General features: G+C 68.8%; 16 protein-coding genes and 5 tRNA genes. All 21 read right to left on the minus strand.

Annotated features, from left to right (window positions below):
* Positions 1–70 precede the first annotated feature (70 nt).
* Entirely contained in the window at positions 71–4,297 is a 4,227-nt protein-coding gene (rpoC, locus tag D0Y53_RS11095; RefSeq protein ID WP_117203390.1) for a DNA-directed RNA polymerase subunit beta', read from the minus strand.
* A gap of 50 nt (positions 4,298–4,347) precedes the next feature.
* Positions 4,348–8,562, minus strand: coding sequence for a DNA-directed RNA polymerase subunit beta (gene rpoB / locus D0Y53_RS11100; RefSeq protein ID WP_117203391.1), 4,215 nt, complete (start codon positions 8,560–8,562; stop codon positions 4,348–4,350).
* Positions 8,563–8,804: 242 nt separating this feature from the next.
* A complete protein-coding gene (rplL, locus tag D0Y53_RS11105) occupies positions 8,805–9,176 on the minus strand; it encodes a 50S ribosomal protein L7/L12 (protein WP_117203392.1) in 372 nt (123 codons plus the stop codon).
* Between the two features lie 67 nt (positions 9,177–9,243).
* Positions 9,244–9,768: a 50S ribosomal protein L10 gene (rplJ, locus tag D0Y53_RS11110; protein ID WP_117203393.1), complete on the minus strand. Its 525-nt coding sequence runs from the start codon at positions 9,766–9,768 to the stop codon at positions 9,244–9,246.
* Between the two features lie 483 nt (positions 9,769–10,251).
* Entirely contained in the window at positions 10,252–10,950 is a 699-nt protein-coding gene (gene rplA, locus D0Y53_RS11115; RefSeq protein ID WP_199492054.1) for a 50S ribosomal protein L1, read from the minus strand.
* 4 nt (positions 10,951–10,954) lie between these two features.
* On the minus strand, positions 10,955–11,383 hold the full coding sequence (gene rplK / locus D0Y53_RS11120) for a 50S ribosomal protein L11 (RefSeq protein WP_117203394.1): 429 nt from the start codon (positions 11,381–11,383) through the stop codon (positions 10,955–10,957).
* 133 nt (positions 11,384–11,516) lie between these two features.
* Positions 11,517–12,119, minus strand: a complete 603-nt coding sequence (nusG, locus tag D0Y53_RS11125) for a transcription termination/antitermination protein NusG (protein ID WP_117203395.1) — start codon at positions 12,117–12,119, stop codon at positions 11,517–11,519.
* A gap of 31 nt (positions 12,120–12,150) precedes the next feature.
* Positions 12,151–12,534: a preprotein translocase subunit SecE gene (gene secE, locus D0Y53_RS11130; protein ID WP_117203396.1), complete on the minus strand. Its 384-nt coding sequence runs from the start codon at positions 12,532–12,534 to the stop codon at positions 12,151–12,153.
* A 96-nt stretch (positions 12,535–12,630) separates the two neighbouring features.
* Positions 12,631–12,706: transfer RNA gene (locus D0Y53_RS11135), tRNA-Trp, on the minus strand.
* A 108-nt stretch (positions 12,707–12,814) separates the two neighbouring features.
* Entirely contained in the window at positions 12,815–14,005 is a 1,191-nt protein-coding gene (gene tuf, locus D0Y53_RS11140) for an elongation factor Tu (protein ID WP_117203397.1), read from the minus strand.
* Between the two features lie 104 nt (positions 14,006–14,109).
* Positions 14,110–14,185, minus strand: a tRNA-Thr gene (locus D0Y53_RS11145).
* 59 nt (positions 14,186–14,244) lie between these two features.
* Positions 14,245–14,318: transfer RNA gene (locus D0Y53_RS11150), tRNA-Gly, on the minus strand.
* A 38-nt stretch (positions 14,319–14,356) separates the two neighbouring features.
* Positions 14,357–14,442 (minus strand) — tRNA-Tyr (locus D0Y53_RS11155).
* A 74-nt stretch (positions 14,443–14,516) separates the two neighbouring features.
* Positions 14,517–15,608, minus strand: coding sequence for a redox-regulated ATPase YchF (ychF, locus tag D0Y53_RS11160; RefSeq protein WP_117203398.1), 1,092 nt, complete (start codon positions 15,606–15,608; stop codon positions 14,517–14,519).
* 49 nt (positions 15,609–15,657) lie between these two features.
* Positions 15,658–16,239, minus strand: coding sequence for an aminoacyl-tRNA hydrolase (gene pth / locus D0Y53_RS11165; RefSeq protein WP_117203399.1), 582 nt, complete (start codon positions 16,237–16,239; stop codon positions 15,658–15,660).
* A gap of 51 nt (positions 16,240–16,290) precedes the next feature.
* A complete protein-coding gene (locus tag D0Y53_RS11170; RefSeq protein WP_117203400.1) occupies positions 16,291–16,950 on the minus strand; it encodes a 50S ribosomal protein L25/general stress protein Ctc in 660 nt (219 codons plus the stop codon).
* A gap of 150 nt (positions 16,951–17,100) precedes the next feature.
* Entirely contained in the window at positions 17,101–18,066 is a 966-nt protein-coding gene (locus tag D0Y53_RS11175; protein WP_158550647.1) for a ribose-phosphate diphosphokinase, read from the minus strand.
* A 112-nt stretch (positions 18,067–18,178) separates the two neighbouring features.
* Positions 18,179–18,255, minus strand: a tRNA-Gln gene (locus D0Y53_RS11180).
* A complete protein-coding gene (gene ispE / locus D0Y53_RS11185) occupies positions 18,218–19,147 on the minus strand; it encodes a 4-(cytidine 5'-diphospho)-2-C-methyl-D-erythritol kinase (RefSeq protein WP_117203402.1) in 930 nt (309 codons plus the stop codon). The genes D0Y53_RS11180 and ispE overlap by 38 nt, the downstream gene beginning before the upstream one ends.
* A complete protein-coding gene (lolB, locus tag D0Y53_RS11190) occupies positions 19,144–19,782 on the minus strand; it encodes a lipoprotein insertase outer membrane protein LolB (protein ID WP_117203403.1) in 639 nt (212 codons plus the stop codon). The genes ispE and lolB overlap by 4 nt, the downstream gene beginning before the upstream one ends.
* Positions 19,779–21,470, minus strand: a complete 1,692-nt coding sequence (locus D0Y53_RS11195; protein WP_117203404.1) for a tetratricopeptide repeat protein — start codon at positions 21,468–21,470, stop codon at positions 19,779–19,781. The genes lolB and D0Y53_RS11195 overlap by 4 nt, the downstream gene beginning before the upstream one ends.
* Positions 21,471–21,507 lie beyond the last annotated feature (37 nt).

Raw genomic sequence — 21,507 nt, forward strand, 5'->3', positions numbered from 1 at the left:
CGAGGCGCTCCCTGCGCCTCATTTCGTGGTCTGGTGGCGGCCCCGGAAGGCCGCCGACGCCGGCATTCTATCAGCCGGCGTCCGCCTCGTCGCCCGCCGGGGCGTTCTCGGCGACCGCTTCGGCTTCGGCCGTGACCGTGCCGGCCAGGGTCTCCATCTCCGATTCGGTCAACCCGGCGGCATTGCGGCGGCGCTGGGCGTGGTAGGCCAGGCCGGTGCCGGCCGGGATCAGGCGGCCGACGATCACGTTTTCCTTGAGCCCGCGCAGGTTGTCGCGGGTGCCGCGCACGGCCGCCTCGGTCAGCACCCGGGTGGTCTCCTGGAAGGAGGCCGCGGAGATGAACGACTCGGTCGCCAGCGAGGCCTTGGTGATGCCCAGCAGCACCGGCGCGAACTTCGCCGGCAGCTCGCCCCGGGCGACCAGCCTGGCGTTCTCCTCGATCACGCGCTGGCGCTCGGCCTGCTCGCCATTGAGGAACTTGCTGTCGCCCGGATCGGTGATCTCGACCTTGCGCAGCATCTGGCGAACGATCACCTCGATGTGCTTGTCGTTGATCTTCACGCCCTGCAGGCGGTAGACGTCCTGGATTTCCTTGGTCAGGTACACGGCCAGCGGTTCCACGCCGAGCAGGCGCAGGATGTCCTGCGGCGCCGGCTCGCCGTCCACCACAGTCTCGCCCTTCTCCACGTGCTCGCCTTCGAACACGATGATCTGGCGGTACTTGGGGATCAGCTCCTCGTGCTCGTTGCCGTCGGCGTCCTTGATGATCAGGCGCTGCTTGCCCTTGGTGTCCTTGCCGAAGGAGACGATGCCGGAGACCTCGGCCAGCACCGCCGGGTCCTTGGGCTTGCGCGCCTCGAACAGGTCGGCCACGCGCGGCAGGCCGCCGGTGATGTCGCGGGTCTTGGACGCCTCTTGCGGAATCTTGGCGACCACGTCGCCGACCCCTACCGCGGCCCCGTCCTGCAGGTTGACGATCGAGCGCGGCGGCAGCAGGTACTGCGCCGGCAGATCGGTGCCCGGGATGTTGAGGTCCTCGCCGTTCTTGTCGACGATGCGCACGATCGGGCGCAGGTCCTTGCCCTGCGAACCGCGACGCTTGGGGTCGGTGATCTCGCGCGAGGCCAGGCCGGTCAGTTCGTCGGTCTTCTCGATCACGGTCACGCCGTCGATGAAGTCGATGAAGCGGACGAAGCCCGCCACCTCCGACACGATCGGATGGTTGTGCGGATCCCAGTGCGCGAGCGTCTGCCCGGCCTTGATCGTGGCACCGTCGTCGACGGTGATGGTGGCGCCGTAGGGCAGCTTGTAGCGCTCGCGCTCGCGGCCGTGGGCGTCGAGGATCGACAGTTCGCCCGAGCGCGACACCGCGACCAGGCTGCCGCTGGCGTGCCGCACGTGCTTGAGGTTGTTGAACTTGACCGAGCCGGTGGTCTTGACGGTGACGTTGTCGATAGCCGCCGCACGCGACGCCGCGCCGCCGATGTGGAACGTGCGCATGGTCAGCTGGGTGCCGGGTTCGCCGATCGACTGCGCGGCGACCACGCCCACGGCCTCGCCATGGTTGACGATGTGGCCGCGGCCGAGGTCGCGGCCGTAGCAGTGCGCGCACACGCCGAAGGCGCTTTCGCAGGTGATGGTCGAGCGCACCTTGATCGACTGCACGCCCGCTTCCTCGAGCTTGCGCACCCAGGACTCGTTGAGCAGGGTGTTGCGGGTCACCACCGGATCGACGTCGTCGCCGGGCAGGAACACGTCCTCGGCCACGATCCGGCCGAGCACGCGGTCGCGCAGCGGCTCGACCACGTCGCCGCCTTCCACGATCGGGGTCATGGTCAGGCCATCGTGGGTACCGCAATCGCTCTCGGTGATCACCACGTCCTGGGCGACGTCGACCAGGCGACGGGTCAGGTAGCCCGAGTTCGCGGTCTTCAGCGCGGTGTCCGCCAGGCCCTTGCGGGCGCCGTGGGTCGAGATGAAGTACTGCTGGACGTTCAGGCCCTCGCGGAAGTTCGAGGTGATCGGGGTCTCGATGATCGAGCCGTCCGGTTTGGCCATCAGGCCGCGCATGCCGGCCAGCTGGCGGATCTGCGCCTGCGAACCGCGGGCGCCGGAGTCGGCCATGATGTAGACGGAGTTCATCGATTTCTGGTCGACGACCTCGCCCTTGGCGTTCTTCACCTTCTCGGTGCCGATCGCCTCCATCATCGCCTTGGCCACGCGCTCGTTGGTGCGCGACCAGATGTCGACCACCTTGTTGTAGCGCTCGCCGGCGGTGACCAGGCCGGACTGGTACTGCTGCTGGATTTCCAGCACCTCGGACTCGGCCTCCTCGAGGATCTCCTTCTTCTCGCCCGGGATGATCATGTCGTCGATGCCGATCGACACGCCGGCGCGGGTGGCGTAGGCGAAGCCGGTGTACATCAGCTTGTCGGCGAACACGACCGTGTCCTTCAGGCCGAGCGTGCGGTAGCAGCTGTTGATCAGGCGGCTGATGTTCTTCTTGGTCAGCTCGACGTTGGCCAGCGCGAACGGCAGGCCCTCCGGCAGGATTTCGGCCAGCAGCGCGCGCCCGATCGTGGTGTCCACGATCGAGGTCTTCTTCTCGCGCGAGCCGTCGGCGGCGATCACGGTCTCGGTGATGCGCACCTTGACCTTGGCGTGCAGGCCGGCGACGCGGTTGTCGTAGGCGCGCTTCACCTCGGCGATGTTGGCCAGGACCATGCCCTCGCCCGGGGTGTTCTCCAGTGCGCGGGTCATGTAGTACAGGCCGAGCACCACGTCCTGCGACGGCACGATGATCGGCTCGCCGTTAGCCGGCGACAGGATGTTGTTGGACGCCATCATCAGCGCGCGCGCTTCCAGCTGGGCTTCCAGCGACAGCGGCACGTGCACGGCCATCTGGTCGCCGTCGAAGTCGGCATTGAACGCGGTGCAGACCAGCGGGTGCAGCTGGATGGCCTTGCCTTCGATCAGCACCGGCTCGAACGCCTGGATGCCGAGGCGGTGCAGGGTCGGGGCGCGGTTGAGCAGCACCGGGTGCTCGCGGATGACTTCTTCGAGGATGTCCCAGACTTCCGCCTCTTCGCGCTCGACCAGCTTCTTGGCCGCCTTGATCGTGGTGGCGAGGCCGCGGCGCTGCAGCTTGGCGAAGATGAAGGGCTTGAACAGCTCCAGCGCCATCTTCTTCGGCAGGCCGCACTGGTGCAGCTTCAGGTACGGACCGACCACGATGACCGAGCGGCCGGAGTAGTCGACGCGCTTGCCGAGCAGGTTCTGGCGGAAGCGGCCCTGCTTGCCCTTGATCATGTCGGCCAGCGACTTCAGCGGGCGCTTGTTGGTGCCGGTGATGGCGCGGCCGCGACGGCCGTTGTCCATCAGCGCGTCCACCGACTCCTGCAGCATGCGCTTCTCGTTGCGCACGATGATGTCGGGCGCGTTGAGCTCCAGCAGGCGGCGCAGGCGGTTGTTGCGGTTGATGACGCGGCGGTAGAGGTCGTTCAGGTCGGAGGTCGCGAAGCGGCCGCCGTCCAGCGGCACCAGCGGGCGCAGGTCCGGCGGCAGCACCGGCAGCACGGTCATGACCATCCACTCGGGGCGGTTACCCGACTCCAGGAACGCCTCGACCAGCTTGATCCGCTTGGTCAGGCGCTTGAGCTTGGTCTCCGAACCGGTGGCGGCGATCTCCTCCTTCAGCTGCACCATCTGCGCCTGCAGGTCGATCGTGCGCAGCAGCTCGAACACCGCCTCGGCGCCCATCGCGGCGTCGAAGTCGTCGCCGTGCTCCTGGCGCATCTGCATGAACTGCTCTTCGTTGAGCAGCTGGCCGCGCTCGAGCGGGGTCAGGCCCGGCTCGGTGACGACGTAGGCCTCGAAGTACAGGATGCGCTCGATGTCGCGCAGGGTCATGTCCAGCATCAGGCCGATGCGCGAGGGCAGCGACTTGAGGAACCAGATGTGGGCGACCGGCGAGGCCAGGTCGATGTGGCCCATGCGCTCGCGGCGCACCTTGGCCAGGGTGACCTCGGTGCCGCACTTCTCGCAGACCACGCCGCGGTGCTTCATGCGCTTGTACTTGCCGCACAGGCACTCGTAGTCCTTGATCGGGCCGAAGATCGCGGCGCAGAACAGGCCGTCGCGCTCGGGCTTGAAGGTGCGGTAGTTGATGGTCTCCGGCTTCTTCACCTCGCCGAAAGACCACGAACGGATCAGGTCCGGCGAGGCCAGGGCGATCTTGATCGCGTCGAAGTCGAGCGTCGGGCGCTGCTGGTTGAAGAGGTTGAGCAGGTCTTTCATTTGGATGTTCTCCGGTCGAGGGGCACTGGGTGTTCGCGGCTATGCGCGGATCAGTGCTCCTCCAGCTCCATGTTGATGGCCAGCGAGCGGATTTCCTTCACCAGCACGTTGAAGGACTCGGGCATGCCCGCGACCATCTCGTGCTCGCCATCGACGATGTTCTTGTACATCTGGTTGCGGCCCTGCACGTCGTCGGACTTCACCGTCAGCATCTCCTGCAGGGTGTAGGCCGCGCCGTAGGCTTCCAGCGCCCAGACTTCCATCTCGCCGAAGCGCTGGCCGCCGAACTGCGCCTTGCCGCCCAGCGGCTGCTGGGTGACCAGCGAGTACGGACCGGTGGAGCGCGCGTGCATCTTGTCGTCGACCAGGTGGTTGAGCTTGAGCATGTGCATGTAGCCGACCGTGACCGGGCGCTCGAACGCCTCGCCGGTGCGGCCGTCGTGCAGGATGGTCTGGCCGCTGGTCGGCAGGTCGGCGAGTTCGAGCATCTTCTTGATCTCGGTCTCGTCCGCGCCGTCGAACACCGGGGTGGCCATCGGCACGCCGTCGGCCAGGTTGCGGGCCAGCGCCAGCAGTTCCTCGTCGCTGAACTGCTTCAGGTCGACGCGCTGCTCGCCGATGGCGCGGCGGTTGGCTGGGGTGTCGTGGTTGTAGATCTCGTCGAGGAACTTGCGCAGGTCGGCGACCTTGGCCTGGGCCTGCAGCATGCGGTCGATCTTCTCGCCCAGGCCCTTGGCGGCCCAGCCCAGGTGGGTCTCGAGGATCTGGCCGATGTTCATGCGGCTCGGCACGCCCAACGGGTTGAGGACCACGTCCACCGACTGGCCGTTGGCCATGTACGGCATGTCCTCGACCGGGACGATGATCGAGACCACGCCCTTGTTGCCGTGGCGGCCGGCCATCTTGTCGCCCGGCTGGATGCGGCGCTTCACCGCCAGGTACACCTTGACCATCTTCAGCACGCCCGGGGCGAGGTCGTCGCCCTGGGTGATCTTGGCGCGCTTGTCCTGGAAGCGCTTCTCGAATTCCTTCTCGTGGATCTCGATCTGCTTCTGTGCGCGCTCGATCGCCTCGATGGCGTCGTCGTCCTTCATCCGCAGCTGCAGCCAGTCGGACTTCTTCAGCCCGTCGAGCACCAGCGAGGACACGGTGTCGCCCTTCTTCACGCCGGGGCCGCCGTTGGCGATCTTGCCCAGCAGCTGCTCGCGCAGGCGCGCGTAGATCGCGCCCTCCAGGATCCGGAACTGGTCGTCGAAGTCCTTCTTGACGCGCTTGATCTCGGATTCCTCGATCTGCTTGGCGCGCTTGTCCTTCTCGATGCCGTCGCGGGTGAACACCTGCACGTCGATGACCACGCCGTCCATGCCCGGGGGCACGCGCAGCGAGCTGTCCTTCACGTCGGAGGCCTTCTCGCCGAAGATCGCGCGCAGCAGCTTCTCCTCCGGGGTCAGCTGCGACTCGCCCTTGGGCGTGACCTTGCCGACCAGGATGTCGCCGGCGCGGACCTCGGCGCCGATGTAGACCACGCCGGACTCGTCGAGGCGGTTGAGCGCCTGCTCGGAGACGTTGGGGATGTCGGCGGAAATCTCCTCCGGGCCGAGCTTGGTGTCGCGCGCCTGGACGGTCAGCTCCTCGATGTGGATCGTGGTGAAGCGGTCTTCCTGCACCACGCGCTCGGAGAGCAGGATCGAGTCCTCGAAGTTGTAGCCGTTCCAGGGCATGAACGCGACCAGCATGTTCTGGCCCAGCGCCAACTCGCCGATGTCGGTGGACGGGCCGTCGGCGAGCACGTCGCCGCGCGCGACCACGTCGCCCACGTTCACCAGCGGGGTCTGGTTGATGCAGGTGTTCTGGTTGGAGCGCGTGTACTTGATCAACGAGTAGATGTCGACGCCGGCATCGGTCTCGCCGGAGATCTCGTCCTCGTTCACCTTGACCACGACGCGGCCGGCGTCGATCTGCTCGACCGTGCCGCCGCGGCGCGCGTTCACCGTCACGCCCGAGTCGCGCGCCACGGCACGCTCGATGCCGGTGCCGACTAGCGGCTTCTGCGCGCGCAGCGTCGGCACCGCCTGGCGCTGCATGTTGGCGCCCATCAGCGCGCGGTTGGCGTCGTCGTGCTCCAGGAACGGCACCAGCGCCGCGGCGACCGACACGGTCTGCATCGGCGAGACGTCCATGTAATGGATTTCGGACGGCGGCTTGAGCAGGTTCTCGCCCTGGTAGCGGCAGGCGACGAACTGTGCGGTCAGGGTGCCCTTTTCGTCGCGCGGCGCGTTGGCCTGGGCGATGACGTATTCGTTTTCCTCGATCGCCGAGAGGAACTCGACCTCGTCGGTGACCTTGCCGTCGACGACCTTGCGGTACGGCGTCTCCAGGAAGCCGTACTTGTTGGTGCGCGCGAACACCGCCAGCGAGTTGATCAGGCCGATGTTCGGGCCTTCCGGGGTCTCGATGGTGCAGACGCGGCCGTAGTGGGTCGGGTGCACGTCGCGCACCTCGAAGCCGGCGCGCTCGCGGGTCAGGCCGCCCGGGCCCAGCGCCGAAACGCGGCGCTTGTGGGTGACCTCGGACAGCGGGTTGTTCTGGTCCATGAACTGCGACAGCTGCGACGAGCCGAAGAATTCCTTCACTGCGGCCGCGACCGGCTTGGCGTTGATCAGCTCCTGCGGCGTCAGCCCGTCGGCCTCGGCCATGGTCAGGCGCTCGCGCACCGCGCGCTCGACGCGCACCAGGCCAACGCGGAACACGTTCTCGGCCATCTCGCCGACGCTGCGCACGCGGCGGTTGCCGAGGTGGTCGATGTCGTCCACGGTGCCGCGGCCGTTGCGGATCTCGGTCAGGACCTTGATCACGTCGAGGATGTCGGAGCTGTCGCCCAGCTGCTCGCGCAGGCGCACCGACTCGTCGTCCTTGCGCTCGGCGTAGTACTTGGCGTCGTACAGCACCGAGGCGCCGGTGACTTCCTTGCGGCCGATGCGGCGGTTGAACTTCATCCGGCCCACGGCCGACAGGTCGTAGCGCTCGAAGGTGAAGAACAGGTTGTGGAACAGGTTCTGCGCGGCATCCTTGGTCGGCGGCTCGCCGGGACGCATCATCCGGTAGATCTCGACCAGCGCTTCGAGCTGGGTCTTGGTCGCGTCGATGCGCAGGGTGTTGGACAGGTACGGGCCGCGGTCCAGGTCGTTCACCCAGAGGGTGCCGACGGTCTCGACGCCGGCCTTGCGGAACGCGGCCAGGTGTTCTTCGGTGATCTCGTCGTTGGCGCTGGCCAGCAGTTCGCCGGTGGCCGCGTCGACCACGTCGTGCGAGAGGATGCGGCCGACCAGGTATTCGTCCGGCACCGCCAGCGCGGCCACGCCGGCCTGCTCCAGCTGCTTGATGTGGCGCGCGGTGATGCGCTTGCCGGCCTCGACGATCACCTTGTCGCCGTCGGCCAGGTCGAAGTTCAGGGTCTCGCCGCGCAGGCGCTGGGGCACCAGCTCCAGCTGCACGCCCGCCTCCGGATCGATATGGAAGGTGTTGATCTCGAAGAACTCGTTGAGCATCTCCTCGTTGGAGTAGCCCAGCGCGCGCAGCAGCACGCTGACCGGCAGCTTGCGGCGGCGGTCGATGCGGGTGAACAGCGCGTCCTTCGGGTCGAACTCGAAGTCCAGCCAGGAGCCGCGGTAGGGGATGATGCGGGCGCTGTACAGCAGCTTGCCCGAGGAATGGGTCTTGCCGCGATCGTGGTCGAAGAACACGCCGGGCGAACGGTGCAGCTGCGAGACGATGACGCGCTCGGTGCCGTTGACGATGAAGGTGCCGTTGTCGGTCATGAGCGGGATCTCGCCCATGTAGACCTCCTGCTCCTTCACGTACTTGATGGCCTTGCTCGACGACTCGCGGTCGTAGATCACCAGGCGCACGGTCACCCGCAGCGGGGCGCCGTAGCTGAGGCCGCGGTTGCGGCACTCGCGCTCGTCGAAGCCCGGCTCGCCGAGCTTGTAACCCACGTATTCCAGCGCGGCATAGCCGTTGTAGCTGACGATCGGGAACACCGACTTCAGCGCGGCGTGCAGGCCGCGGTCGGCGCGCTGCGAAGGCTCGACGTGCTCCTGCAGGAATTCGCGGTAGGAGTCGACCTGGATCGCGAGCAGGAACGGCACCTCGAGGATCGAACGGCTCTTGCCGAAGTCCTTGCGGATGCGCTTCTTCTCGGTGAAGGAGTAGCTGCCCTTGGAAGCCTGGATCGACTTGGAAGCTGTCGTGGAAGCCGTGGTCATGGTGGGTTACCGCCTCGGATTGTCGGGAACCGCGCGTCCGCGGGGCCCGGGGGGACAATCTTGTTCAGATCGGGGAATTGCCAGTGGGAAGTCGCTGGTATTGCCGGCACCAGCACGCCTTCTCCCGCTACTTCCAACTGTCAACTCGTGTCGGTTTTCGGGTCTTGCTACAACGGCCAAAGGCCGGGGGCTTGCGCCCCCAGCCTTGGTGTCGCCTCGTGCCGCAGGCGACGCGACAACGCTTACTTGACTTCGACCGTGGCGCCGGCCGCTTCCAGGTCCTTCTTGAACTTGGCGGCGTCGTCCTTGGACACGGCTTCCTTGACCGTGCCGCCGGCCTCGGTCAGGTCCTTGGCTTCCTTCAGGCCCAGGCCGGTGATCGCGCGGACCACCTTGATGACCTCGACCTTCTTCTCGCCGGCCGACTTCAGCACCACATTGAACTCGGTCTGCTCCTCGACCGGGGCAGCGGCGGCGACCGGACCGGCGGCGACGGCCACCGGGGCGGCGGCGGACACGCCGAACTTCTCTTCCATCGCCTTCACCAGCTCCATCACCTCCATGAGGGACTTGCCGGCGATCGCTTCGATGATCTGCTCGTTGGAAAGGGACATCGTGATTACCTCTGTTATCTAAGATTGGAAACGACTGATTCGGAAACCGAAACCGAACTGGGTGGCCTTACGCCGCCTTCTGCTGACCGACCGCGTTGGTGACGCGGGCGATCTGCGCGGCCGGCTCGGAGAGCAGGCGCACGAGCATGGTGGCGGGCTGGACCATGACGCTGAGCAGCATCGACAACGCCTGATCGCGGGTCGGCAGCGACGCCAGGACATCCACATGGGAGCCCGGGTACAACTGCCCGCCCAGCGACACCAGGCGCGGCTTCAGCTTGTCGTTCGCCTTGGCGAACTCCTTGATCAGACGTCCGGCGGCGCCGGGGTCCTCCTGCGAGAAGGCGTACAGCAGCGGGCCGGTCAGCGCGTCCTTGACGACCGCGTAATCGGTACCCTCCACCGCGCGCGACACCAGCGTGTTCTTGGCGACTTTCAGGAACACGCCTTCGTTGCGCGCCTTCTTGCGCAGGCCGGTCAACTGCTCGACCGTGAGACCCGCGTACTCCGCGGCGACCAGCGAGTGCGCCTTGCCGGCGACCGCGGCCAGTTCGGCAACGACTTCCTGCTTCTGGGTCAGATTGAGAGCCATTGCACTCCTCCGTACTTCAACTCCGCCCCGCACGACGCGCGCGGGAGCGGTCCTCGGTCGGCATCGTTTGGCGCGATGCCGGGAACGCCTCGTGGCGTTCCGGGTGGTGGCCGTTTCCAGGCTGGCTCGCGCCAGCAAAACCCTGGAGGGTCGGCACCATCTACGCAGGCCTCGCCCCTTGCGGAGCTCATTAAGCGATCCCGCTTCCATCGACGGCGATTCCCTGCCAATGCGAGCCTCCCTGCCCGCCATCGATGTGCGCAGACCGCGCCTGCGGTCTTTGACGGCTATCGCGTCGGTCGGCGAGCGACTTCGGCGATGCCCTCAAAACCTGTCGCGGATGGCGGTCGCCGGACCGCCACCCTTCCATCCATTCCTCCCGCCACAGCGGGAACCCGCAACACTTCCGATCGCCGGTGGGCCCCCGCGTGCGCGGACGGCGTTCCGGCTACGGCGCTCGCGCGAGGCGCGGGCGCCGTCGCGTCACTTCAGCGCGAGCGTCGACGGGTCCACGGTCACGCCCGGGCCCATGGTCGAACTCAGCGAGATCTTCTGGAGATACTGGCCCTTGGCGGTCGCCGGCTTGGCCTTGATCAGGTCCAGCAGCAGCGCCTGCAGGTTGTCCTTCAGCTTGCCGGCCTCGAAGTCGGCCTTGCCGATGGTGCAGTGGATGATGCCGGCCTTGTCGGTGCGGTAACGGACCTGGCCGCCCTTGGCGTTCTTCACCGCCTCGGCCGGGTTCGGCGACACGGTGCCGACCTTGGGGTTGGGCATCAGCCCGCGCGGACCGAGCAGCTGGCCGAGCTTGCCGACCACGCGCATCGCGTCCGGGGTGGCGATGACGACGTCGTAGTTGAGGTCGCCGCCCTGCATCTTCTCGGCCAGGTCGTCCATGCCCACGGCATCGGCGCCGGCCGCCAGGGCCTCGTCGGCCTTGGCGCCCGCGGGCGCGAACACCGCCACGCGCACGCTCTTGCCGGTGCCGGCGGGCAGCACGGTGGAGCCGCGCACCTGCTGGTCGGACTTCTTGGCGTCCACGCCCAGGCGCACGGCGACGTCGACGGACTCGACGAACTTCACCTTGGCGTTGCCGCGGACGATCTCGATCGCCTCGTCGACGGCGTAGGCCTTGCCCGGCACCAGCTTGGTCTGGGCCTTGATCCGCTTGCTCATCGTGGTCATGTCCTCAGCCCTCCACCGTCAGGCCCATGGAACGGGCCGAGCCCGCGATCGTGCGCACCGCCGCTTCCAGGTCGGCCGCGGTCAGGTCGGGCTCCTTCGCCTTGGCGATGTCCTCGAGCTGCTTGCGGGTGACCTTGCCCACCTTCTCGGTGTTGGGACGCTTGGAACCGGACTGCACGCCCGAGGCCTTCTTCAGCAGGATCGTCGCCGGCGGCGTCTTGGTGATGAAGGTGAAGGTGCGGTCCGAGTACGCAGTGATGACCACCGGGATCGGCAGGCCGGGCTCGAGCTTCTGCGTGGCGGCGTTGAACGCCTTGCAGAACTCCATGATGTTCAGGCCGCGCTGACCGAGGGCGGGGCCCACCGGCGGCGACGGGTTGGCCTGGCCGGCCTTGACCTGCAGCTTGATGTAACCGACGACTTTCTTTGCCATTTGCTTTGCTCCTGCGAGTGCAAGCGCCGTGAGGCTCCTCGCGTTGGTGAACGAGTGATCGGCGATCCGTGGTTCGCGATTCGCGAAAGCCGTGCTTCCGCCAACCGCCAACCCCTAATCGGCAACCACGCTCCTAGGCCTTTTCCACCTGGCCGAATTCCAGCTCCACGGGCGTGGAACGCCCGAAGATCAGCACCGCCACGCGCAGGCGGCTCTTCTCGTAGTTGACTTCCTCGACCACGCCGTTGAAGTCGTTGAACGGACCGTCGATGACCCGGACCATCTGCCCGGCCTCGAACAGCACCTTCGGACGCGGCTTCTCCACGCCCTCCTGCACCCGCTGCAGGATCGCGTCGGCCTCGTCGTCGCGGATCGGCAGCGGCTTGTCGGCGGTGCCGCCGATGAAGCCCATCACCTTCGGCGTTTCCTTGATCAGGTGCCAGCTTTCGCTGTCGATGCGCGGGATTCCGCCCTCGTCGCGGGTGGCGATCTGCACCAGCACGTAGCCGGGGAAGAACTTGCGCTCGGAACGGCGCTTCTGGCCGGCGCGCATCTCCACCACTTCCTCGGTCGGCACCATCACCTCGCCGAAGCGCTCTTCCATGCCCAGGCGCACGATGCGGTCGCGCAGCGCCTGCGCCACCGACTTCTCGAAGCCGGAATAGGCGTGCACGACGTACCAGCGCTTGCCGGCGCCCGTGGCGGTCTTGCCTGCATCGTTGTCTTGCGTTTCCATCAACCTGCTGCTCCAGCAATCGGTGCGTCTGTCAGCGCGCCAGGAACCACTTCACCGCCGCCTGGATGATCACGTCGAAGAAGGCCAGCACCAGACTGATCAGCACCACCACCGCGATCACCACCCAGGTCGAGCGCGTGGCCTCCTGCCGCGTCGGCCAGACCACCTTGCGCAGCTCGAAGCGCGATTCGGACAGGAATTCGCGGGTTTCCACGCCCTTGCGGCTGGTCAGGAACACGACCACGGCGCCCACCAGGCCGCCGAGCATGGTCAGCACGCGGGCCACGTCGGGCCAGCGGCCGTCGAAGTAGAACCAGACGAACAGGCCCGCCACCGCCAGCAAGGCCGCCAGCGCGTACTTCATCAGGTCGCCCGGACTCGCGGCGGCTTTGGATTGATCGAGCTTGCTGTTCACGTAATGCGAGTCCCTCGCAAGAGCCCGGACATCCCTGTGCGGACTTCTCAATGCCTTGTCCGGTTGGACGACGATCCGGCCGTCCCGCTTGATTTTTGGCACGCCAGGAGGGACTCGAACCCCCAACCTGCGGTTTTGGAGACCGCTGCTCTGCCAATTGAGCTACTGGCGTATCGGTTTTTTACCTCTTTCCGAAAAAGGCAACGGCGGCTCGCGCCGCCTACGCCCTTCCCGGCATGTCCCGGCAAGGCGTCCGCGCAGGCGCGGACGCCCCGTCGCGTCACTTCAGGATCTTGGCCACCACCCCGGCGCCGACCGTGCGGCCGCCCTCGCGGATCGCGAACCGCAGCCCCTCGTCCATCGCCACCGGGTTGATCAGCGACACCACCATCTTCACGTTGTCGCCCGGCATCACCATCTCCACGCCCTCCGGCAGCGTCACCGCACCGGTGATGTCCGTGGTCCGGAAGTAGAACTGCGGACGGTAACCCTTGAAGAACGGCGTGTGACGCCCGCCCTCGTCCTTGCTCAGCACGTACACCTCGGCCTCGAACTCGGTGTGCGGGGTGATCGTCCCCGGCTTGGCCAGCACCTGCCCGCGCTCCACCTCGTCGCGCTTGGTGCCGCGCAGCAGCAGGCCCGCGTTGTCGCCCGCCTGCCCCTGGTCCAGCAGCTTGCGGAACATCTCCACGCCCGTCACCGTCGTCTTCACCGTCGGCCGGATGCCCACGATCTCGATCTCGTCGCCCACCTTGATCACGCCGCGCTCGATCCGCCCCGTCACCACCGTGCCGCGACCGGAAATCGAGAACACGTCCTCCACCGGCATCAGGAACGGCTTGTCCACGTCGCGCTGCGGCTCCGGAATCCAGCTGTCCAGCGCCTCCACCAGCTTCAGGATCGACGGCACCCCGATCTCCGACTGGTCGCCTTCCAGCGCCTTCAGCGCCGACCCCTTGATGATCGGCGTGTCGTCCCCCGGGAACTCGTACTTGCTCAGCAGCTCGCGGACTTCCATCTCCACCAGCTCCATCAGCTCGGCGTCGTCCACCATGTCCGCCTTGTTCAGGTAGACCACGATGTACGGCACGCCCACCTGCCGCGCCAGCAGAATGTGCTCGCGCGTCTGCGGCATCGGGCCGTCCGCCGCACTGCACACCAGAATCGCACCGTCCATCTGCGCCGCACCCGTGATCATGTTCTTCACGTAGTCCGCGTGACCCGGGCAGTCCACGTGCGCGTAGTGCCGGCTCGGCGACTCGTACTCCACGTGCGAGGTCGAAATCGTGATCCCGCGCGCCTTCTCTTCCGGCGCCATGTCGATCTGGTCGTACGCCTTGAACTCGCCGCCGAAACGCTCCGCGCCCACCTTCGTCAGCGCCGCCGTCAGCGTCGTCTTGCCGTGGTCCACGTGGCCAATCGTGCCCACGTTCACGTGGGGCTTGGTGCGCTCGAACTTACCCTTTGCCATGGCTGCGTCTCGCTAACGTTTGTGATGGAACAGTCCGGTGGAACCGCTTTTCTTTCGCAAACCCGCACGGGACTCGGCGGGGTGTTGCGGGGCGACCCGCGTGTTGGTGCTCACGAATGGAATCGAACCATCGACCTCCTCCTTACCAAGGAGGTGCTCTACCGACTGAGCTACGTGAGCGTGAAACTGGTTGTGTTGCGTCGTTGCCTGTGGTCCGCCGACCGGTGCGTCGAGTCCAATGGAGCGGGAGACGGGAATCGAACCCGCACCATCAGCTTGGAAGGCTGAGGTTCTACCATTGAACTACTCCCGCGCCGGGAACCGCCTGAAACCTTGTCGCGTGGGTACAACTGGTGGAGGGAGGTGGATTCGAACCACCGAAGGCGTAAGCCAGCAGATTTACAGTCTGCCCCCGTTGGCCGCTTGGGTATCCCTCCGGTGCGTCCGCACGAGCGATCGTGAAACAGCCCGCGATTTTGACGGGGCCCGGGATTCCTGTCAACGCGCCCGTTCAGACGTTGAAGCGGAAGTGCAGCACGTCGCCTTCCTGAACGCGGTAGTCCTTGCCTTCCAGCCGCAGCCGGCCGGCCTCGCGGGCCCCGGCCTCGCCGCGGTAGCGGATGAAGTCCTCGTAGCCGATGGTTTCGGCGCGGATGAAGCCCTTCTCGAAGTCGGTATGGATCACCGCCGCCGCCTGCGGCGCGGTCGCGCCGGCCTTCACCGTCCAGGCTCGGACCTCCTTGACCCCGGCAGTGAAGTAGGTCTGCAGGCCCAGCAGCGTGTAGGCGGCGCGGATCACCCGGTTCAGGCCGGGCTCGGCCAGCCCCAGGTCGGCCAGGAAGACGTCGCGGTCGGCGTCCTCCAGCTGGCTCAGCTCCTCCTCGATCGCCGCCGAGACCGGCACCACCTCGGCACCCTCGCCCGCCGCGCGGGCGCGGACCGCGTCCAGGTGCGGGTTGCCGGCAAAGCCGTCCTCGAGCACGTTGGCCACGTACATCACCGGCTTCAGGGTCAGCAGGAACAGGTCGCGAACCGCGGCCCGATCCTCCTCCGACAGGCCCAGCGCGCGCGCCGGCCGGCCGGCGTCCAGCCCGGCGCGCAGCCGCGCCAGCACCTCGACCCGGGCCCGGGCGTCCTTGTCCCCGGTCTTGGCCGCGCGCTCGGCGCGCTGCAGGGCCTTGTCCACCGATTCCAGGTCGGCCAGCGCCAGCTCGGTGTCGATGGTCTCGATGTCGGCGATCGGGTCGACCTTGTTGGCGACGTGGATCACGTCCGGGTGCTCGAAGCAGCGCACCACGTGGCAGATCGCGTCGACCTCGCGGATATGGGCCAGGAACTTGTTGCCCAGGCCCTCGCCGCTGGCGGCGCCGGCCACCAGCCCGGCGATGTCGACGAATTCGACCGCGGTCGGGATCACCTTCTGCGGCTTGACGATCTCCGCCAGCGCGACCAGCCGCGGGTCCGGCACCGGCACCACGCCGACGTTGGGCTCGATCGTGCAGAAGGGGAAGTTGGCCGCGGCGATGCCGGCCTTCGTCAGCGCGTTGAACAGGGTCGACTTGCCGACGTTCGGCAGGCCGACGATGCCGCATTGGATGCCCATCGTGTGCTACTCCGTGCGTGCGGCGCGGGCGCCGGACGCGGTGATGCTGCTATTCGCGCGGCGTGTGCAGCCGCTTCATGGCCTCGTTGAAGTCGCCGGCGACCGCCAGCGGCAGCACGTCGAGGGCGTCGCCGATCGCGCGCAGGATCGCGGCCTCGTCGTCGCGGCCAGGCTTGCCCAGCACCCACGGCGTGACCCGGTCCTTGTGCCCGGGATGGCCGATGCCGATCCGCAGGCGGTGGAACTTCCCGTGCCCGAGCAGGCGCATGGTGTCGCGCAGGCCGTTCTGGCCGCCGTGGCCGCCGTCGAACTTGAGCCGCGCCGTGCCCGGCGGCAGGTCGAGCTCGTCGTGCGCCAGCAATGCCTGCTCCGGCTCGATCTTCCAGTAGCGCAGCGCCGCGGCGACCGCCTTGCCCGACAGGTTCATGAAGGTCGCCGGCTTCAGCAGCCAGACCGGCTGCCTGGCGATCTCGACCTTGCAGGTCTCGCCGAACAGCTTGGCCTCCAGCCCGAACCGCGCCCCGGCCTGCGACGCCAGGGCGTCCACAAACCAGAACCCGGCGTTGTGCCGGGTCCTGAGGTGCTCGGGACCGGGGTTGCCCAGCCCGACGATGAGTCGCAGACCCGCCATCGCGAAGGCGCGCGGCGGCGCGCCCGCATCGGGCGCACCGCGGCGCGGCGATTACTCGCCCTTGCCCTCGGCGGCCGCACCCGCGGCCGGCGCGGCCTCGGCCGCCGGCGTCGCCGCCGGCTCCTCGGCCTCGGCGCGGGCGAAGCGCGCCACCACCACGGCGACGTCGTGGTCGGGGCCGAGCTTGAGCTCGGGCACTTCCACGCCCGCCGGCAGCTGCACCTTCGACAGGTGGATGGTGTCGCCCGGCTGCAGCCCGGACAGGTCGACGGCGATGAACGCGGGCAGGTTGCCCGGCAGGCAGCTCACCTCGATCTGGGTCAGCTCGTGCATCACCACCACGCCGGCGGTCTTGCCCGCCGGCGACTTCTCCACGTCGAGGAAGCGCAGCGGCACCGACATCCGGATCGCCTCGTCCGCGCTCACCCGCTGGAAGTCCAGGTGCATGATCCGCTGCTTGTACGGGTGCCGCTGCATATCGCGCAGCAGCACCTTCTGCGCCTTGCCGTCGACCTCAAGCTCGAGGATCGAGGAATAGAACCACTCCTGCTGGCTGAGCAGCCAGGTGCGCTCGTGCTCGACCTGGATGCTCAGCGGCTCGGCGCGACCGCCGTAGACGATGGCCGGGACCTGGCCGGCACGACGCAGGCGGCGGCTCGCACCTTTCCCCTCGTCCTTGCGGCTGGTGGCCGTGATCTTGTGTTCGGACATTTCGTTACTCGCTTCTCGTTGCGTTGGACCGCCTCGCGGCGGCGATGCCACTCACCCGCGACCAGGTGAGCGGTGGCTCCCGGGAATCGGGATTCGGGATCGGGGAGCGGCGAAGTGCCCGCTCCCGGATCCCGAATCGCGACTCCCTGGTCAATCCACGTACAGCGAACTGACCGACTCGCCGAAGGCGATCCGGCGGATGGTCTCGGCCAGCAGCTCGGCGACGCTGAGCTGGCGGATGCGGCCGCTGTTGCGGGCCGCTTCCGACAGCGGGATGGTGTCGGTCACCACCAGTTCGTCGAGCTGCGACTTGCCCAGGTTGTCGAGCGCGGCGCCGGAGAGCACCGGATGGGTGCAGTACGCGACCACCTTGAGCGCGCCGCGCGCCTTCAGCGCCGCCGCCGCCGCGCACAGGGTGCCGGCGGTGTCGACGATGTCGTCGACCAGCACGCAGGCCTTGCCGGCGACGTCGCCGATGATGTTCATCACCGTGGCCACGTTGGCCTTGGGGCGGCGCTTGTCGATGATCGCCAGGTCGGCGTCGTCCAGGCGCTTGGCGATGGCGCGGGCGCGGACCACGCCGCCGACGTCGGGCGACACCACCACCATGTCCTGGGTGCCGTAGTGGCGCCAGATGTCGGCCAGCAGCAGCGGCGAGGAGTACACGTTGTCGACCGGGATGTCGAAGAAGCCCTGGATCTGCTCGGCGTGCAGGTCCACCGTCAGCACCCGGTCGGTGCGCACGGTGGAGAACATCTGCGCGGCGACCTTGGCGGTGATCGGCACGCGTGCCGAGCGCGGGCGGCGGTCCTGGCGGGCGTAGCCGAAATACGGCACCACCGCGGTCACGCTGGCCACCGAGGCGCGCTTGAGCGCGTCGATCAGCACCAGCAGCTCGACCAGGTTCTCGGCGCTGGGCGCGCAGGTGGGCTGGATCACGAACACGTCCTGGGCGCGGACGTTCTCCTCGATCTCGACCTGCACCTCGCCGTCGGAAAAACGCCCGACCAGCGCCTTGCCGGGACGCACGCCGAGCTCTTTGCACACCGCGTGGGCCAGCGGCCGGTTGGCGTTGCCGGTGAACACCAGCAGGTTGCGATCGTCTTGCCTTGTCATGTCCGCGTCGCTCTGACCTTGGCGGCTGTGGGTGGAGCGCATCCGTGCGCGGGTTTCCGGTTGTCCCGCCTGCGCACCCGCAGGCGCGCACTGCCGCGGAACGGTCCGCGGATGGCAGGGGCGGCAGGATTCGAACCTGCGAATGCCGGGATCAAAACCCGGTGCCTTGGGCCACTTGGCGACGCCCCTGCAGGCGATACGCGTCCAGCGCCTCATGCAACGGCGACCGCGCCGCGCCCTCGGCGATCCATGCCCGCAAGCCGGCCGGCCTGCCCTGTTGCAGCAAGGTCAGCCCGGCCTGCGCGGAAGCACGATCGCCGAAGCCGACGAAGCAGCCGCTGCCCGACCCGGTCAACTGCGGCCGGCCGATCCGCGCCAGCGCAGCGAACGCGGCCTCCACGGCCGGTTCGCGGCGGCGCAGCACCGGCTCGAAGGCATTGCCGAGCGGAGCACCCGAAACGAAGTCGGCTATTGTCGCGAGGGGCGCATCGCGCGTCAATTCAGGCGCCTGGAACAAGGCCGCGGTGGCGACATGCACCCCGGGATCGGCCAGCACGTACCACGCCGGCGGCAGGTCCAGCGGCGTCAGCAGCTCGCCGACGCCCTCGGCCCAGGCATTGGCGCCGCGCACGAACACCGGCACGTCGGCGCCCAGGCGCAGGCCCAGCGCGGCCAGCCGGTCCAGGCCCAGGTGCGTGCCCCAGAGCTGGTCCAGCGCCACCAGCACGGTCGCGGCATCGGACGAGCCGCCGCCGAAGCCGGCCCCGGCCGGGATACGCTTTTCGACGCGGATGTCGACGCCTTTGCCGATGCTGGCTTCTACTGCCAGCAATTGCGCGGCGCGCACCAGGAGGTCGTCGGCAGCCTCCACGCCCGGCACCGAGGCGCCGTGGCGGACGATGCGGGCATCGCGGCGCGGCCGCAGGTGCACGCTATCGCCCCAGTCCAGCAGGCGAAACACGGTCTGCAGCCGGTGGTAGCCGTCGGCGCGGCGGCCGGGGATGCGCAGGAACAGGTTGAGCTTGGCCGGGGCCGGCCAGCGCGACCAGCCGTCCGCGGTGTGGGCGGGCTGCGGGTTCACGGGTCGGTGCCGCCGGTATTCCAGGCGTCCACCACCAGCCGCACCCGCGCCGCGCCGCGTTCGGCACTGATCCGCATCGGGAGCTCCAGGCCCGGCCCGGGCTGCGGCCGCCAGTCGCCGTACTCAAGGGTCCAGCCGTCCTGCTGCAACTGCGCCAGGCGACCGTCGGCGGTGAACTGCAGCTGCGCCGGGCCGGCCTGCGGCGCGCGCGCGCCGCGCACCCAGGCCGCCAGTGCAATCACCGGGATGTCCCAGCCGGTGGTCTCGCGCAGCAATTGCACCGCGTCGTCGCCGACCCGCGGGCCGCCCTCCAGCCCGTCCAGCCGCGCGCCGTCGGCATCGCCCTGCAGCCGCCAGCTCTGCCGCGTCACCGGAGCGCTCAAGGCGACGGCGTAGGCCGCGCCGGTCTGCCGCCAGTCGATCCGGCCGCTGCCGCCGCGGCCGTCGTTGGCCAGCGCCACCCGGCCCTGCAGCCCCCAGTCCGCGGCCCGGGCCAGCGCCGTCTCGCGCGCCTGCTGCTGCGCCTCGGCGGCGGCGCGCGCGGCCGGCGGCAGCGGCGCCCGCGGCGCGGGGGTGACGCAGCCCGCCAGCAGGCCGGCACCGAGCACGGCGAACAGGCAGCCGCGCACGCTCACGCCCCGGTCCTGGCCAGCGCCCGCTTGAGCGCGCGGTTGTCGGGGTCGAGCTTGCGGCCTTCCTCGAAATACCGTCGCGCCTCGTCCTTCTGCCCGCCGACCCACAGCACCTCGCCCAGGTGCGCGGCGATTTCCGGATCCTTCTGCAGGGCAAAGGCGCGCCGCAGCTGCACCAGCGCCTCCTCGTGCCGGCCCAGCCGGTACAGCACCCAGCCGTAGCTGTCGATGATCGCGGGGTTGTCGGGTTCGGCGACGCGGGCGCGGTCGATCAGCTCCAGCGCCTCGGTGTAGCGCGTGGTGCGGTCGGCCAGGGTGTAGCCCAGCGCGTTGAGGGTGGCGATGTTGTCCGGCTCGGCCACCAGGATGCGGCGGAAATCCGCTTCCGCGCGGGGGATGTCGTCGCGCCGCTCCCAGGCCAGGCCGCGCGCGTACAGCAGCGCCGCATCGTCGGCGAAGGCGGCCAGGCCGCGGGCGTAGGCCTCGAGCTCGCCGCGATCGTCCTGGTCCTGGCGCCGCAGTTCGGCTTCCAGCAGATAGGCATCGCGGCGCGCGTCCTCGTCGGCGGCGGCCTCGGCCTGCAGCCGGCGCAGCTCGGCGTAGGCCTCGTCGGCGCGGGCCAGCGCGTGCAGCACGTTGGCCGCGCGCAGGCGCGCCTGCCAGCGCTCCCCGCCGCCGGGGACGCTGCGGTACCACTCCAGCGCCTGCGCCTGGCGGCCGAGGAATTCGGCGACCTGGCCCAGCAGCAGGCGCCGCTGCGGATCGGGGCTGGCGGCATCACGCTGCAAGGCCTCGTACAGCCGGCCGAGCCCGGCCTTGTCGTCGGCCCTGGCCAGCAGCGCGGCGCGCAGGCCATAGCTGCGGTCGTCCTGCGGCCCGCGCGCGAGCACCGCGGCGGCGGCACCCGGATCGCCGAGGGCGTCGTATTCGGCCGCCACAGACAGCCGCAGGTCGGGGTTGTCGTCGGTGGCCGCCTCGAGGCCGGCGAGGATGCGCCGCGCGTCCTCGAGATTGCCGCTTTCGCGCAACTGGCTGGCGTGCAGCAGCGCGACCCGCGGCTCGCCGGGGAACCGCGCGATCACCGCGGCGACGATGCGCGCCGCCAGCGCTTCCTGGTCCAGCCGTTGCGCCAGGCCGCCGAAGGCGAGCCAGGCCTGCAGCTGGTTCGGGATCAGGTCCGCATCCAGCAACTGGCCCAGCAGCCGGGCCGCGAGCTGCGGATGCTGGCCGCTGCCGCCCAGTGCCGCGAGCGCGTAGCGCCAGCCGTCGCCCCCGGCGTCGCGGCTGCGCAGCAGCGCCTCCAGCCCGCGCCGGGCGCCGCGCTCGTCGTTGCGGCGCAAGGCCAGCGTGACCTCGGCCGCGCGCAGCGCCAGCGACTGCGGCGCCCGCTGCCGCCACAGCCGCACCGCGGCGGCGGCGCTGGCCTCGTCGTCGGCCAGCAGCGCGATCCGGGCCGCGCGTTCGGCCAGACCGGCATCGCCCTCGGCGGCGCGCGCGGCCTCCAGGTACCAGCGCGCCGCCTGGTCCAGCTTGCCGGCCTGCAAGGCGAACTCGCCGGCCAGGGTCGCGCCCAGCGTGTCCTCGGCCGGCGCGCGCGCGGACGCCGCCGGCGCAGCGGACAGGCACAACAGCAGCAGGCCGAACGCGACGCCGGACCGGCAGATGCGGGAAAAACACAGCGAAACGGGCATCGACTGCAACCGGGCCGTAAAATGGCGACCTTGCTCC

Source organism: Cognatiluteimonas weifangensis, assembly GCF_003416885.1.
GTDB classification, from domain to species: domain Bacteria; phylum Pseudomonadota; class Gammaproteobacteria; order Xanthomonadales; family Xanthomonadaceae; genus Cognatiluteimonas; species Cognatiluteimonas weifangensis.